Here is a 14,908-nt window from a genome sequence, read left to right on the forward strand (position 1 = left end):
CTTTTTAGATTTGGGTACATTATAGAGAACCAATCGATGTCACCATTGATTTTTTCCATGGAATGGAATGATCTATTCTCGCAAAAAAAAGCGCACCCCATGTAAATGGGATGCACTTTTCTATTAATCTATTATTTTCCGATGAATTGTTGAGTCCAGTAGTTACCAGATTCTACGTAACCTACTCCAATATGAGTAAAGCTAGAATTCATGATGTTTTCACGGTGTCCTTGGCTATTCATCCAAGCTTGTACCACTTCTTCAGGTGTTTGTTGACCTTGTGCGATGTTTTCGCCAGCTGTTTTATAGCTGATTCCGAATTGTTTCATCATATCGAATGGTGAGCCGTAAGTTGGGCTATTGTGATCAAAGTAGTTTTTATCTTTCATGTCCTGAGACTTGATACGTGCAACTTTGCTCAACTCAGTGTCGATTTTAAGAGCTGACAAACCTTGTTTTTCACGTTCTGCATTAGTTAATTTAACAACTTCTTGTTCAAAAGCACTTAATTCAGAGCTTGTCTCTTGTTTTTCATCAGTTGATTTATCAGGTGTCACTTCCGGTGCTTCAGGTTTTGCTTCAGCTTCAGGTTTTGCTTCAGGTTTTGCTTGGTTCGCTGCTCCAGCTTCTTGACCTGGTGTTTGAACTGGTTTTTGAACCGGTTTTTGTTGTGCCTGCGCTGCAGGTAAAGTGATATTGTATTTAGCTAGGTATTGGTCAAGGACTTTTTGCATATCCTCTTTATTCATAGATTTGTAAGTTACTTGTTTAACAGTATCACAGTTGGCTGCTTCAGCTTGGTTAGCTCCTACTCCTGTGAATATAATAGCTGCAGCCGCTGCTGCTGACATAAACATTTTCTTTTTCATTCGTATTTCCTCCTGTGATGTTCGTTTTGTGTTGTGCTTTGCTTCTGGAATTATCATAACATGCACTTTTTGTAATAAATGCACCATCAATTTCCATCGAATTTAACAGGATACGAAAGAGAAAATATTATTATCCTAGTTTCAGAGAAAGCTTGCAAGAATCCTTTACCTATCTATGTTTCTTTTAGTGGTATATATACTCATATTTTTCCAGCCCTTACTTGTCAATGGTAGTTACATAGAACCATTTCCATTGAATACTAATAACTTTTTGTTGACATATCGTATTTAACCAACATAATATGACTTTCTTTACTTTTATGTTACAAATTTTTCGATTCAACTTCAACACGCCGTCTTTTGTCCTGATTATTTCTACCCTATTGCCTTGACCATTTTTCAAATAAAAAAACAATCCGGATTCACTCCCGAATTGTTTTGGTTTTGATAGTCATTCATCATTTCATTTCTTCATCATTTTATTTCTTCATCATCCATTTCGTCCATTTCCTTTTTCCCACCATTTTGTTCAGGAGTGCTTGGTTTCCCTATGACGAATTCTTTCTTTGGCATGTTGTGCATATCCCTTGCCGTTACATGGGCGTATACATAATAGGTTCCTTCTTCATCAAAAGTCTTTTCCAATTCATATATGCCGTTTCTTTTATGTTTTACTGCAATTTTGTCATGGTCATCGCTATTCGCAAGCCAAATTTCAAAACTGACATCATCTGCATCTGTCACAACTTCGTCCCCATAAGTCACTTTTGCCTGAAATTTCACAGGCTCATTCACTTTACCCTGAATTGGATCGACAGCTAAATCGACATTTAACATTTTCGGAATTTCCTCTTCCTTGCCGCATCCGGCCAAAAAAATTAACGTCATGCAAAATAACACGATTTTTTTCATTTTTGAACGTATCCCCTTTTTATGAATTCCATTCTTCTTTTATAACCGGTAGGATGACCCTGACTTTTGTTCCCCTTTTTTCCTTGCTTTCTATTTCGATTTTACCATTTTGCAATTCCACCAATTTTTTGACAATGGACAGTCCAAGCCCTGAACCGCCATCAAAACGGCTTCGTGCTTTGTTCACTCGGTAAAAACGATTCATGATATGTGGCAGATCCGCTTCCGGGATCCCGTTACCCGTGTCAGTAATCAGCAGTTCGCAATCATCTTTATGCTGAATTAGGGTAATATGGATCGACCCTCCAGGATCAGTGTACTGAATGGCATTATCAAAAATGTTATGCAGGATCTGTTCCATCCTTCCTTCATCCCCAAAAATAATCGGATCTGGATCCAGATCCAGCTGCAAGTCCAATTGCTTTTCTTTTATTATCGGTTCATATTTCACAAGTACGTCTTCAATGAATTGGGCAAAGGCAATCGGGATTTTATTTAACAAGAATGGATCACTATCCATTTTTGTTAAGTCCATCAGATCTCCCACAAGCCGCTGCAGCCTAAGTGCCTCCCTTGAAATGAGATGAAGGTGTTTCCGTTGTTCTTCATCATTTTTCACGACACCATCCAATATGGCCTGTGTGTATCCCTTTACGTAACTAAGCGGGGTTCTGAGCTCGTGTGCTACATTTTCTAGAAATTCTTTTTTTCTTTCTTCTTCCAAATGGATGGAATTGGCCATATCATTAAAGGCTATTGCCAATTTACCTATTTCATCATGGCTCCTTACATGGACCTGTATGTCATAATTCCCCTCTGAAACACGATGGGCTGCAGTCTCTATTTCCTTAATCGGACTGATTAGCCTTTTCAACCATTTTGTAGTAAAAAATATCGCGACTATCAAGAATAATAGGACCGCTGCCAACCATTTTGCAGCAAATTCCTTAAGTAAGACCGTAATGGAATCTACTGGAATATATGTATAGATGATACCTTCGAGGCGATCTTCGTCAATCAGGGGTATGATCGCCGCTACAATGTTCTTTTCAAACCTTTTCTCATATCCCTCTTTTTCAACGGCTTTCCCATCTAAAAGCATTTGCCGTTCTTCTTCAGAAATAAGGGTATCATAATTGATTTCAAAAGGCAGACAGGCACTCAATTCCCTGGGATTGTTGACGACAAAGACCTCGCTGTCATTCTTACTGTTAAACCATTCAACTTTTTCCTTAAAGTCATCACTGATTTCACCGCCGGTATAATCCGCCCCTAGCAATGACGCTTCATTGACTAAATCTGTTTTTAGCTTCTCCACATATAGATTTTTATAATAATATTGAGAAAGTGAGTAAGCGAACAGTACGGAAAGGATGATGGCGGTGATGATGGTGAGCCATAATTTAAATGAGAGGGTTCGCCATTTATTGATCATTTCTTTTCCTCTATCTTATAACCGATTCCCCAGACGGTTTGAATGTAATCGGCCGCTCTTAATTTCATTCGTAACGTTTTGATATGGGTATCCACGGTACGTAAAGATCCTCCATATTCCCCGCTCCATACATTTTCAAGCAGTTGTTCACGGCTGAGTGCCTGGCTTTTATGCCGCATGAGAAATAACAGCAATTCGAATTCTTTCAAGGTTAAATTGATTGCCTTCCCTTCAACCAAAACCGTTCTGGATTGTAAGTTCAAGCTAATTTTACCGAATCGGACATGGTTTTGATTCTCTTCATTCAATGATAATTTCCCTGTCCTTCGCAATACAGCTTCCACTCTTGCGACCAATTCTCCTGGATTGAACGGCTTGACGATATAATCGTCGCCGCCAAGCTTCAGCCCTTTCACCTTATCCCATTCTTCACCTTTCGCACTGACAAAGATCACAGGGATCTCCCAATTTTCACGAATTTCTTCACAAACGGAGAAACCGTCCATACCTGGCATCATGATATCCAATAGGATTAAATCCACTTCCTCTGTTTCAACCATCCTTATAGCTTCTCTTCCATTCGCAGCTTGAAGGCATCGATAACCTGAGTTCAGCAAATACATTTCAACTAGATTTCGCATATCTTCTTCATCATCCACGACTAAAATGGTGTAAGCATGCATGTCATCTACTCCCTCAACATCAATTGGAACGGACCTTCGCCGACTTTTATCGTTTTTTTAACATCGACTGTTTCAGCATCCATTACATACACTTCATCACTATCATATCCCGCCACGACCACATCTTCATTGAAGTTCGCCATTTCAAAGGGGTTGACGCCGACCACTTTGCTTTTCACTTCCTCATATTGATCATTCAATTTATATAAGGAGCTTGTACCATGACTAAGGACAAATATGCCTTCAGCATTCTCCAGGAACTTTATCGGCATGGTGGGGGCCTTCAGCTTCTTCTTCAACTCTCCTGTTTTTGCCGAATAAATATATAGATCTTCTTCCACTTGGTCCCCATCACCGTGTCCTCCGATCCATATTTCATCCTTTTCTTCCCTTAATAATGTGCCAGTGCTGGAACTATGTACGGGAAATTCGAAATCGACCTTTTTCGTTTCAAGATTTATAACTGAACATTTGGTATCACCAAAATTAATAACATACAAACGATTCGCTTGCTCTCCTTGAAGAACGGTCAAGGGGCTTTTACCAACCTTGACAATATCCTGTTCCTCCCCATCAGCATTTAAAAAATAAATGGAATGATTCGCTTGATTGACCGCCACGATGCTTTTTCCATCACGTAACAACTGCATATTGACGATTCCTTTCCCAATTTCCCAACTGTTTATCAGTTTTCCTGCTGATAATGAGTAAACTTGGACTTTTTTCATCTCTTTTCCATAAAGCAGGATAGTATCTTTGTCTGCCAGGAGCAGGGCTCCGGTAAATGGTTCTGAAATATCCCATTTTGCAAATGGATGATAGTTTTCATCTATAAAAGTCAGAGAAGTATCCTTGATATTGACAGTTGCCAGGAAAGGTTCACTTTTATTGATTTTAGTAAATGCATTACCGCTATTACACCCAGTAAGCAGTACGATGGCAAGAAAAAGCCCAATGCCCCACTTCATATTTTAAGCTCCTTATTCATTAAATATCTATTTTTTAAAAATTTTAACAATGATTTGTGAAAAAAGTATGAAGCGGATAAGAATATTTGCTTACAAGCATCCGTATCACACTCGGAAATCATAATCTTTCCAATTCAGTGATATAGAGCATGACGATCGCATTTTTCCTATCTTCTGCAAGCGTAGATTCCATCACGCGTTTAATGCAGAGGTAAAATTTCTCCAATACTGGTTTTCGGGCACGGGGATGGGCATTTTCATCCAAAAGCTCACGGCGGATGAGTTCCGACAAAACTTCCCTTCCACCTCCATCGGTCACCTTACGATTGTTCCATATGCTTAAATAAGCCACCAGTAATTCTTCTTGCCTGATATTTTCTTTCATAGTATCCCTTCCATCCATTACTAATTCATACATATTATTGATCAAGTTCGTAAAGACTATCTTAATAATACGATCACGCTTTTTAAAATTCAAAAAAAGGAGTGAGTACAGTGTCTCAAGTATACCGCTGTCCGAATTGCCGGACAAATAAATCTCGCTTCAATCTCATTCAGCAAGTAGCAACCCCCGTTAAAAAGGATCCGCAATCCGGTGAGATTGTTGAACAATATTCGAACGATTCCCTTCAGCCGTTCCATCTAGCATATAATGGTCCTGAAGTTCGGGTGCAATGTGCTGCGTGCGGATTAATAGAAGACGAAAAGACATTTGCCGCCTTTGGAATGCAAGAATAAAAATGGTCAGACCCACATATGGGTCTGACCATTTTTTCAATCTTTTCCCACCGACATCTTAGCCCGGTCTATGGCAATTGGAATGGCTTTTCCATCCTCATATCCTTCATCCAATAATGCATTCGCGATTTCTATAGCCTTTTCCCTTACATCTTTATCTAGATTCTTCATCGAATTTGGGTAATCGTTCTTATTCCATGGCATTAATACCGCCTCCTTGATAAGAAAGTCTTCTTATATGTTTCCCTTCTTTTATGGGCGGTAAACGTTTATCGGGCCGCTCTCGCTTCCAAAGCTTGCAACTGACCGATCAACATTTCCTTATCCAACTTTTCCCCGATTATGACGATATTCAATGGCATTTTCATCATTTCATTCATATACATCGGCATTCCGTAGGAGTATTGAAATAAATGGGGGTATTGTGAATGTGTAAAGGAAATGTATCCTTTCATTCTATATACCGTTTCCGGCAGGGACCTAAGCCACTCTTCAAAGTCGGTTTGTGCCACGGCACCTTCAAATGTATGAACGATTGCAGTTAAATGCAAATGGTCATGTACATCAAGCTTTTGATGGCCATTTTGCCGATTTCTTTGCATCCCTTGCAATGATTTCAAGGAAACGTCCGCATACTCCGTCAATAAACATACAGCATCCCTATTCAGCGCCTGTATCGTATATATCAGCTGTGCGGCCTCCATCTCACTTACTAAATCCGCTTTATTCAATAATATGAAATCGGCATGGTGGATTTGCTCGGCAAGCAGCTGTCGAAGCTGCGGAGACAGTTCCTCGCGATCGCGCCACCTTAATAAATCGACCACAGTGATAATCCCTTTATACTCCAGCCTTTTGGCGAAAATCGGTGACATGATGCCGTCCAATACTTCAACTGGATGAGCAGCGCCCGTCGTTTCAATATAAACCGCATCCAGGTCATTTTCGGTTAGCAATTCATGAAGCTGAACCTCCAGTTTATCTTGAATTGTGCAGCAGATGCACCCGTCAAACAACTCCTTCAGAGGCACCCCATCACCAATGAGTCCGCTGTCAACCGATACACTGCCGAGCTCATTTAAAAGCACGGCCACTTTTCTGCCCGCGTCACTTTCCTGCTTTAATATATTTCGAAGAAGCGTCGTTTTCCCGCTGCCGAGAAAGCCGCCCAATATGTACACTTCGGTTGTTTTCATTCTTATCTGCTCCTATGATCCGGTTAAATTCGATTCGGTTAAATTTTATCATACTTATCTTACTAAAGCACTTGCCGGATTCACAAAAAAAAACAGCCCGTAAGCTGGTTTCAGACATAGACAAAGTCGAAGAAAAGCGAGTTCGACTGGGGTTTTTTATTTAAAAACGTCCAGTCGATTTCAGAAATCAGCTCCCTTTCCGCCGACTGTCTGCCGAGCCTCCTCGACGCAAGCGTCTGTGGGGTCTCGGCTAGCCAGTTATTCGGCAGGAGTGTCGCAAATTTCTTCAATCCAATGAGGATTAGAGTATAAAACTATTAAGACCGGAGTACTATATTCGAGCGTTCGCGAGATTTTTTGACCTTCATCTCACTATTCGGACTCCGAACACCATTTTGTTGCCAAACTGAAATCACGGAGTCCATCTTCGTGGTTACAGACTGTAGGCAAACTCTATGAAAACTCAGTTTGCCTACAGTGTTTTATTTAAAAAGTTCAGTTGATTTCAGAAATCTGCTCTCTTTCCGCCGACTGTCTGACACGCCTCATCGGCGCAAGCTCCTATGGTGTCTCGGCTAGCCAGTTATTCGGCAGGAGTGTCGCAAATTTCTTCAATCCAATGAAGATTAGAGGAAAAAACCATTAAGGATAATCTGGTCTTGTTTTAAAATCATGGTTCGAGATGAGACCATTCCGAACGCTTTTGACTGCAAAATGAAACAAGCCGGATGGCTTGTTTCAGAATGAAGATAAACTCGAAGAAAAGCGAGTTCGACTGCAGTTTTTTATTTAATAATGTCCAGTCGATTTCAGAAATCCGCTCCCTTTCCGCCGACTGTCTGCCAAGCCTCTTCGGCGCAAGCGCCTGTGGTGTCTCGGCTAGCCAGTTATTCGGCAGGAGTGTCGCAAATTTCTTCAATCCAATGAGGATTAGAGTATAAAACTATTAAGGATAATCTGGTCTTGTTTTTTAAAATCCTGGTTAGGGATGAGACCATTCCGACTTCCCTTTTGTCGACAAATTGAACCAAGCCCTTAAGCTGGTTTTTCAACATTGATTCATGCTTGAACTTCGTCTTTTTCGTAAATCGGCACCCATCCTGCCGCTGTAACGAAAATGCGGACAGCAACAGTTTTCCTATCTTCTGCAAGCGTAAAATAATGTCTTGTTGATTCTGGAACACTAATAAGATCACCTGGATTAAGGCGCACATCAAACCACTGTTTATCCTTGCCTTCGATGGCAAAGATACTCGTTCCGCCTGCTATGAAACGCACTTCATCATCTTCATGGTGATGTTCCTGCTTAAAGTTTTCAAGCATTTGATCCAAGTTCGGATTCGCATCGGATAATGTGATGATATCATGCGCTTTATAGCCTCTTCTTTCGGAGATTTCCGCTATCTCTGATTGGAATGCTACTAGGATTTCCTCCTTGTCAGCATCTGTTAGATCGTATTTTTCCACGAGATGGGCCGGTAATTTAGAAATGTCCCACTGCTCATAAATAACCCCTTGTGTTTCTAAAAATCCTTTTACCTGTTCACCGTTTTCAATAACCTCGTTTGTTTCATGGAATCTGATCGTCGCCATCATTCATTCCTCCTCTATGAGTGTTTATCTTAAAGAACCCGCAAACGCCTTTTGTTGATTAAGCAACAGTTGATATTGAAATAAAAATTCGCAAGCTTCAAGTATTCTCTTTGCTTCGAGTCCGCTTTTACCCCAAACCGTAATACCATGATTGCGGATCAGCACGGCGCCAGAGTCTTCTTCGACATGTGGCTCGAACTTATCTGATAACAGCGGAATGTCAGCATGATTATATATGATTGGAATCCGAAGTTCCGAATCTTCATCCCACCGACCGGTTGCTTTAATGATTTCATGATTACGAAAAGAAACTTGGCCTTCATCTCCGTACAATTCGGATATCACATTATTTTCAACTGTATGGACATGGAGTACACAGTTCGCATTCGTTTTCCGGTAAATGACTGTATGAAGTAAAGTTTCGGCCGATGGTCTTAGGTTCGTTTCTTCAACTGGCTTTCCATTTAAATCCACCAGTAAAAAGTCCGAATCCGATTGCTTCCTTTTATCCTTACCGCTTGCCGTAATATAAAAGAAAGGGCTTTTGGGCTCCCGAATAGACAAGTTCCCGCTAGTTCCCATAAACCAATCCCTTTCGGCCAGTTCAGCTTTAATGTCTGCCAGCTCCTGCCATTCTTTAGAATGATTGTTCACGCTTTAACCACCTTCTGCTGCTTTAAAATATCAATTACATCAAAAAACGTTTCAAATCCTTGATGTGGAATCCCTTCCCTATCGCATTTTTCAAGCAATATGTCACGGGCTATGACAAAATCGGCCTGTTTTGCAGCTTCAAAATCCGTTACCGAATCTCCAATAACGAATTTAAAATCTTCCGCACCCGTAATTTCCCTCATAATGGATGGCTTGCAGCAACCGCAATCATTATTACATTGATCATCACAAGCATGTGGCCACTCAATATAAATCTTTTCCTTATCAAAAAATGCATGGTTGCAATAAACGGACCCTGTTGGCAAGATATCATTTAAAAGCGGTGCAATGAAAAAATCCATGCCCCCGCTTACGATATATAAAGGGATGTTGGCTTGTTTCGTATACTCAACGAATTCATAAAACCCTGGACGAATGCCGGCCGTCTTTCTTACATATTGGATGATGTCATCCTTCAAGCCGCTATCAAGCAGGGAAAACATATCCCCTACTCCTGAAGATATACTGATTTTTTGCTGAAGGACACCGTCTTTCAACGCTTCCCATTCCGGAGGCGCAAATTTCTTCATGATGGAAATGATATTATCCGTGTTGGTGATCGTTCCGTCAAAATCACAAAAGATGATCGGTTTCATTATTTCTTATAGGCCTCCCCATAACACAAGAGCTTTTTTTAGTGTTTCATTCTCAAGCGCCGATTCAGATAGGTCCTTTCCTGCCAGTACGGCTTCTACAGCAGAACGGAAAGCCTTTGCCCCGCCCTCTGCTCCATCAGGATGCCCGTGAATTCCACCTCCGGCATTAATCACACTATCGATTCCAAAATCCTTGATTAGGTCCGGAACCATGCCCGGATGAATGCCAGCAGAAGGAACAGGGAAAGCTTTTTTCCATGAAAGTTCATCTTTTGTCAGAGCTTCAGCAATCGCCAAGGTTTCCTTTTTTTCAAGTGCGACACTTCCATAAGGGGATGGGAACAAGGATAAATCCGCACCTGATAACCTTACTAATTTACCAAGCAATAATGGATAGCCGACCCCATAAAATGATGAAGCTGCCAATGCCCCGCTATATGCGGGGTGCGCCATGATCGGCAGCTTGATACGATCATGTTCACTCAAGGCCTGCAATACATCCAAACCATATGTATGAACGTTGAACAACAAGGCATCTGCCCCTGCATCAGCCGCTTGCTCTGCTTTATCCAATAATTCAAATGTTTTCCCTGATAGATTGACAGCATATAAAGTTCGGTGGCCAGTGGTTTCATAAACTTCATTCAATATTCTTTTTCCCGTTTTTATTCTATCGAAAAATGGAGTCAGGTCCTGGTCGAAGAGGATCTCATCATCTTTAACTAGATCGACACCTCCTAATGCTTGTTGCCTCAGTTGCTCATTATGGAATGTTAGGTCTCTTCCTAATACACCTTTAAAGATGCTCATCACCAGGGGCCGGTTATAAACGCCAACCTTTTCCCTAATGCCTTCAATGCCAAATTCCGGCCCTGGAAAGGCTTTTTGAATATCACCGACAAAATCCAAGTCGATAAGTTTTATTTCTCCATCCAATGAAAGTTTGCCGAAGACCGTCGTGAGGATTGCAGGTAAATCATTGGTGAAATTCCTTGCCGGATAGGCAATTTTAATAAGCGAACGGTATACTTTACGATTAAAGTAGCTGTTTGCCCTCTCTTCTTCAGAAAGTGGTGTCACCGATACGACGCGTCCCTTATGTTTTTCCAGTTGTTTCTGGACCAAATGGGGCAGGTCCGTCCATGTTCCGACAGTCAATCCCAAGGCAATGCTCTCTGCTTTTTTCTCATGATTCCCCTTAGAATCATGAATTAAATAAGTAGCGACTAACTCGCTCATTTGATCACTCCTATATCACGTTAGTAAACTCTGGATGTCATTAACCTGAACTGGTCTCAAAATGGCAAAAGCCCCTTCATAAAGAAGAGGCTTTAAAAAGCCATCTTCTTATCTCCCAGCCATTGGCTGCAAGAATTAGCACCGTGCCTTGTGGATTTCAAGAAAAATCCGGCGAAGAATTCCGCCCCATTTTACAATGGAATTACGGTCGGTTGCTGGGCTTCATAGGGCTAGTCCCTCCACCTGCTCAAAATAAGAAAACGCTGATATATAAATTTGCATCCAAGTATCGAAAGATTAAGAATTTATTTTGTATTCTGACAGGTAATCCCTACTTTGTCAATAAGTTTTAACTATTTAAGGGTGAATTAATCGGATATATCATTGTGGTTAAAATAATTTTAATCTACTTATCCGTTCCACAGCCTCTTTCAGCCGATCTTCCGAAGTCAGCAGCCCTACCCTGACGTATCCTTCGCCAAATTCACCGAATCCATTTCCTGCGGCAACAGCAACGTGGGCATGCGTTAATAAATAGTCTGCAAAACGCTCGGACGTAAAACCTTTAGGTACTTTGAGCCAGGCAAAAAATGATGCCGCAGGAGCTTTGACATCCCAGCCGATTGCCCTCAATCCCTCAATGAAAACATTCCTTCGGCCCTCGTACATCTGCACTAACTGCTCTACACAGCTCTGCGAGTCAAGCAAAGCGCTTGCCGCAGCTTCTTGTATCGCCGGGAATAGACTCACATAAAGATGGTCTTGTAATAGTTCAAGAGCTTCTATGACACTCTTATTCCCCACTGCGAAGCCGACTCTCCACCCTGCCATATTGTATGTTTTCGATAGTGTGTATATTTCTATTCCTATTTCCTTCGCTCCCTCTGACTGGAGAAAGCTTACCGGTTTTTTACCGTCGAATCCTATCGCTCCATAAGCGAAGTCGTGGACCACACAAATTGAATGCTCTTTTGCAAAAGAGACGGTCTCATCAAAGAAACTTTCAGTTGCAGAAGCACCTGTGGGATTGTTCGGATAGTTCAAGAACATCATTTTCGCTTTATCAAGTACTTCTTTATGTATGTCACTGTATTTTGGAAGAAAATCATTTTCTTCTGTCAAGGGCATGAACTCGGTCTTTGCCTGGGCTAAAACAACACCGGAAAGATAATCCGGATAGCCGGGATCCGGAACAAGAATCGTATCACCCGGATTCAATAAACACTGCGGCAGTTCGACAAGACCTGCCTTTCCCCCGAAGAGAATCGCCACTTCACTTTTCGGATCCAGCTTGACACCGTATTCACGTTCATAAAAGACGGCAGCAGCATCTTTTAAATATTGATGCCCCCGGAATGGCGAATATTTATGATTAATCGTTTTTTCAGCGGCAGACTGCAAGCTTTTCACGATATGGTCTGGTGTTGGCTGATCAGGGTTTCCCTGACCTAAATTTATGACATCATGTCCTTGCTCCGTGATGGCATTGACTTTTGCGACTAGTGAGGCAAAAAACTGCTTAGGCAGGTCCTGAAGCTGTCTGGATTTTTCGAATTGCACCATTTATACACCTTCTCTGAAATTTCTTGAAATTCTAGTCACAAATGATATATGTTTATCATAGTCTTGTAAAGCATTTTTTACATATGGGGGTTTTAAACGATGAAGTGGAAAATAGCTTGTATTCAAATGGATATAGCATTCGGGCAACCGGATATCAATTTTCAGGTTGCGGAACAATGGTTGGAAAAAGCAGCACGGTCGGAACCCGATATCGTCATTTTACCAGAGCTTTGGACAACCGGATACGACTTAAGCAGGTTAAATGAGATTGCAGATCAAGAGGCCGAAAAAACGATTGAATTTCTTAAAACACAGGCAAGGAAACACGAGATTCACATCGTAGGCGGTTCCATTGCGAAAAAAACGAGCAAGGGAATCTATAACACCATGATCATCATCGATAAACAGGGAAATCTCATAAAAGAATATGATAAGCTTCACTTATTTCAGTTAATGGATGAACATCATTTCCTGAAGCCAGGAGAAAAGGATGGTTTATTTACTCTTGATGAAAAAATATGTGCTGGTTTCATTTGTTATGACATCCGTTTCCCTGAATGGCAGCGAGCCCATACCGCTAAAGGCGCCGAAGTTCTATTCGTTACGGCTGAATGGCCAAAGCCGAGACTCGATCACTGGAGAGCCTTATTGATTAGCCGTGCCATCGAGAACCAAGCCTATGTTGTAGCCGTTAATCGCTCAGGCTCTGATGTCAATAATATATTTGCCGGTCATTCCTTGATTATTGATCCTTGGGGAAATATCATAAGTGAAGCCGGAGAAGGAAACGAACTCCTGACAGGCACCTTGGACTTCAATAAAGTTTCGGATGCACGTAACAAAATACCTGTATTCGAAGATCGACGTCCTGATTTTTATTAATTTACCCATTGACAAACTATTTAAAAAGTTGATATTATTTTCCCGAAGATTAAAATTTCAGAAAACATTTACTCTTATCAAGAGCAGGCTGAGGGATAAAGGCCCTATGAAGCCCAGCAACCGACTGTAATACCATTGTGAAATGGGGCGGATTCACCGCCGGATTATAAAATCCACAGAGCACGGTGCTAATTCCACCAGAATTCATATTCTGGAAGATAAGAGGTCCGAAGCCAAAACTTCTGCCTCTTTCTATATGAAAGAGGCTTTTTTATTCTTATTTTGAATCCGGAGGGGAAAAGAATGACTCAAAACCATTCAAATTTTAAGAGATTGACAAACGAAACAGCTATAACCCTTGCAAAAAAACTTGGGTTGGTCAATGCGGATGCAAGTTTAACATGTAAAGAAATCGGCGATGGAAACTTAAATTATGTTTTTCATATTACAGACACAGTCACAAATAAAGGAATTATAATTAAACAAGCGGTCCCTTATGCCAAGGTACTTGGCGAAAGCTGGCCGCTGACATTGAAAAGAGCTGCGATTGAGGCGAATGCGTTGATTCATTTCAGAAGTTATTGCCCAGAATTCGTACCGCAAGTCTATTATTCTGATGAACAGCTTGCCATCACGGTCATGGAGGATTTATCGCACTTGAAAATCGTTAGAACAGGATTGATCGAAGGAGATTCATATCCATTGCTTTCTCAGCATATTGGTGAATATGTTGCGAAAACGGCATTTTATACATCCGATTATCATTTAGAACCCTCTGCGAAAAAGGAAGTGGCCCGACATTTCACGAATCCCGAACTCTGCAAAATCACTGAGGTCTTTATTTTCACGGATCCATTTTTTGAGGAACTCCCGGGAGATTTCGAGGTGGAATTGACAGATGCCGCCAAAAATATATGGAATGATAAAGAAGTGATCCTTGAGGTCGCTAAGCTGAAACAAAGCTTTGAAACCGAGCAGGAAGCCTTGCTTCATGGTGATTTACATACTGGAAGTATATTTGCAAGTAAAACTGAAACAAAGGTTATCGATCCGGAATTCGCTTTTTATGGTCCAGTTGGTTTTGACCTTGGTCAATACACCGCCAACCTTCTCTTTCAGGCAGTCACACGTAATAGCGCTGGAAAGGAAGAGATTTTCACACACCTTAATGAATTTTGGAATGCCTTTGAAGAAACTTATTCCGAATTATGGGAAGGCCAAAATAAAAGCCCATTTCGCCATGTGAAAGGTTATCTGCCTTATTTACTGACAAAATTTAAAAAAGATGCATTCGGCTTTGCCGGCTGTGAAATGATTCGGCGAACCATCGGACTTTCCCATGTTGCCGATTTAAATGTCATTGAAGATAAAGAAACAAGGATCGCTGCCAAAACGGCTACATTGGAAATTGGTGCTTTTTTAATTAAAAAACGAGAAGAATTGGATGTTCCAGCTGTAATTGAAGCGTTGAAGCAACGTACACTGCCATCTTATTCAACCATTTAAAAGGAGACCTGCAC

Annotated in this window: 15 protein-coding genes, 1 pseudogene and 2 riboswitches; of the genes and pseudogenes, 3 read left to right on the forward strand and 13 right to left on the reverse strand. The window is 41.1% G+C overall.

What is annotated here, in order from left to right; translation table 11 throughout:
- Positions 1–131: 131 nt before the first annotated feature.
- The 6 genes from ABC374_RS13925 to ABC374_RS13950 all read right to left on the reverse strand — a co-directional run bounded on the left by ABC374_RS13925 (position 132) and on the right by ABC374_RS13950 (position 5,252).
- Entirely contained in the window at positions 132–869 is a 738-nt protein-coding gene (locus ABC374_RS13925; RefSeq protein ID WP_350299133.1) for a CAP domain-containing protein, read from the reverse strand.
- 474 nt (positions 870–1,343) lie between these two features.
- Positions 1,344–1,781, reverse strand: coding sequence for a FixH family protein (locus ABC374_RS13930; protein ID WP_413018421.1), 438 nt, complete (start codon positions 1,779–1,781; stop codon positions 1,344–1,346).
- Between the two features lie 19 nt (positions 1,782–1,800).
- Entirely contained in the window at positions 1,801–3,216 is a 1,416-nt protein-coding gene (locus ABC374_RS13935; protein ID WP_413018423.1) for a sensor histidine kinase, read from the reverse strand.
- Positions 3,213–3,899, reverse strand: coding sequence for a response regulator transcription factor (locus tag ABC374_RS13940; RefSeq protein WP_350299136.1), 687 nt, complete (start codon positions 3,897–3,899; stop codon positions 3,213–3,215). The genes ABC374_RS13935 and ABC374_RS13940 overlap by 4 nt, the downstream gene beginning before the upstream one ends.
- Positions 3,900–3,904: 5 nt before the next feature.
- Complete coding sequence (locus tag ABC374_RS13945) at positions 3,905–4,867, reverse strand: YncE family protein (protein ID WP_350299137.1); 963 nt, start codon at positions 4,865–4,867, stop codon at positions 3,905–3,907.
- A gap of 118 nt (positions 4,868–4,985) precedes the next feature.
- Entirely contained in the window at positions 4,986–5,252 is a 267-nt protein-coding gene (locus tag ABC374_RS13950) for a hypothetical protein (RefSeq protein WP_413018426.1), read from the reverse strand.
- 110 nt (positions 5,253–5,362) lie between these two features.
- Between ABC374_RS13950 and ABC374_RS13955 the strand changes: the two genes are divergently transcribed.
- Complete coding sequence (locus tag ABC374_RS13955) at positions 5,363–5,605, forward strand: DNA alkylation repair protein (RefSeq protein ID WP_101225235.1); 243 nt, start codon at positions 5,363–5,365, stop codon at positions 5,603–5,605.
- 57 nt (positions 5,606–5,662) lie between these two features.
- On the opposite strand, the pseudogene ABC374_RS13960 reads toward ABC374_RS13955, so the two are convergent.
- The 7 genes and pseudogenes from ABC374_RS13960 to ABC374_RS13990 form a co-directional block, all read right to left on the reverse strand.
- Positions 5,663–5,809, reverse strand: a pseudogene (locus ABC374_RS13960) (DUF2188 domain-containing protein); the annotation flags it as partial.
- Positions 5,810–5,874: 65 nt separating this feature from the next.
- Positions 5,875–6,801 carry a CobW family GTP-binding protein gene (locus tag ABC374_RS13965; protein ID WP_413018428.1) on the reverse strand — a complete coding sequence of 309 codons (927 nt, stop codon included), beginning with the start codon at positions 6,799–6,801 and terminating at the stop codon, positions 5,875–5,877.
- Positions 6,802–7,860: 1,059 nt separating this feature from the next.
- A complete protein-coding gene (locus ABC374_RS13970; protein WP_137023436.1) occupies positions 7,861–8,394 on the reverse strand; it encodes a cupin domain-containing protein in 534 nt (177 codons plus the stop codon).
- A gap of 24 nt (positions 8,395–8,418) precedes the next feature.
- The gene (locus tag ABC374_RS13975) at positions 8,419–9,048 is read right to left on the reverse strand and encodes a methylthioribulose 1-phosphate dehydratase (RefSeq protein WP_413018430.1); all 630 of its coding nucleotides are present in this window, start codon (positions 9,046–9,048) and stop codon (positions 8,419–8,421) included.
- Entirely contained in the window at positions 9,045–9,704 is a 660-nt protein-coding gene (locus ABC374_RS13980) for a 2-hydroxy-3-keto-5-methylthiopentenyl-1-phosphate phosphatase (protein ID WP_413018432.1), read from the reverse strand. The genes ABC374_RS13975 and ABC374_RS13980 overlap by 4 nt, the downstream gene beginning before the upstream one ends.
- A 6-nt stretch (positions 9,705–9,710) precedes the next feature.
- Positions 9,711–10,943 (reverse strand): 2,3-diketo-5-methylthiopentyl-1-phosphate enolase, encoded by a 1,233-nt coding sequence (gene mtnW, locus ABC374_RS13985; protein ID WP_413018434.1) that lies wholly within the window; start codon positions 10,941–10,943, stop codon positions 9,711–9,713.
- Between the two features lie 105 nt (positions 10,944–11,048).
- Positions 11,049–11,202: riboswitch (SAM riboswitch) on the reverse strand.
- 131 nt (positions 11,203–11,333) lie between these two features.
- Positions 11,334–12,506: a pyridoxal phosphate-dependent aminotransferase gene (locus ABC374_RS13990; RefSeq protein WP_413018436.1), complete on the reverse strand. Its 1,173-nt coding sequence runs from the start codon at positions 12,504–12,506 to the stop codon at positions 11,334–11,336.
- A gap of 99 nt (positions 12,507–12,605) precedes the next feature.
- Here ABC374_RS13990 and ABC374_RS13995 point away from each other — a divergent pair, with 99 nt between their 5' ends.
- Entirely contained in the window at positions 12,606–13,388 is a 783-nt protein-coding gene (locus ABC374_RS13995; RefSeq protein WP_413018438.1) for a carbon-nitrogen family hydrolase, read from the forward strand.
- A 71-nt stretch (positions 13,389–13,459) separates the two neighbouring features.
- Positions 13,460–13,613: riboswitch (SAM riboswitch) on the forward strand.
- Between the two features lie 78 nt (positions 13,614–13,691).
- Positions 13,692–14,894 carry an S-methyl-5-thioribose kinase gene (mtnK, locus tag ABC374_RS14000; protein ID WP_413018440.1) on the forward strand — a complete coding sequence of 401 codons (1,203 nt, stop codon included), beginning with the start codon at positions 13,692–13,694 and terminating at the stop codon, positions 14,892–14,894.
- Positions 14,895–14,908 lie beyond the last annotated feature (14 nt).

Source organism: Peribacillus phoenicis (assembly GCF_047238085.1).
In the GTDB taxonomy this organism is placed as follows: domain Bacteria; phylum Bacillota; class Bacilli; order Bacillales; family DSM-1321; genus Peribacillus.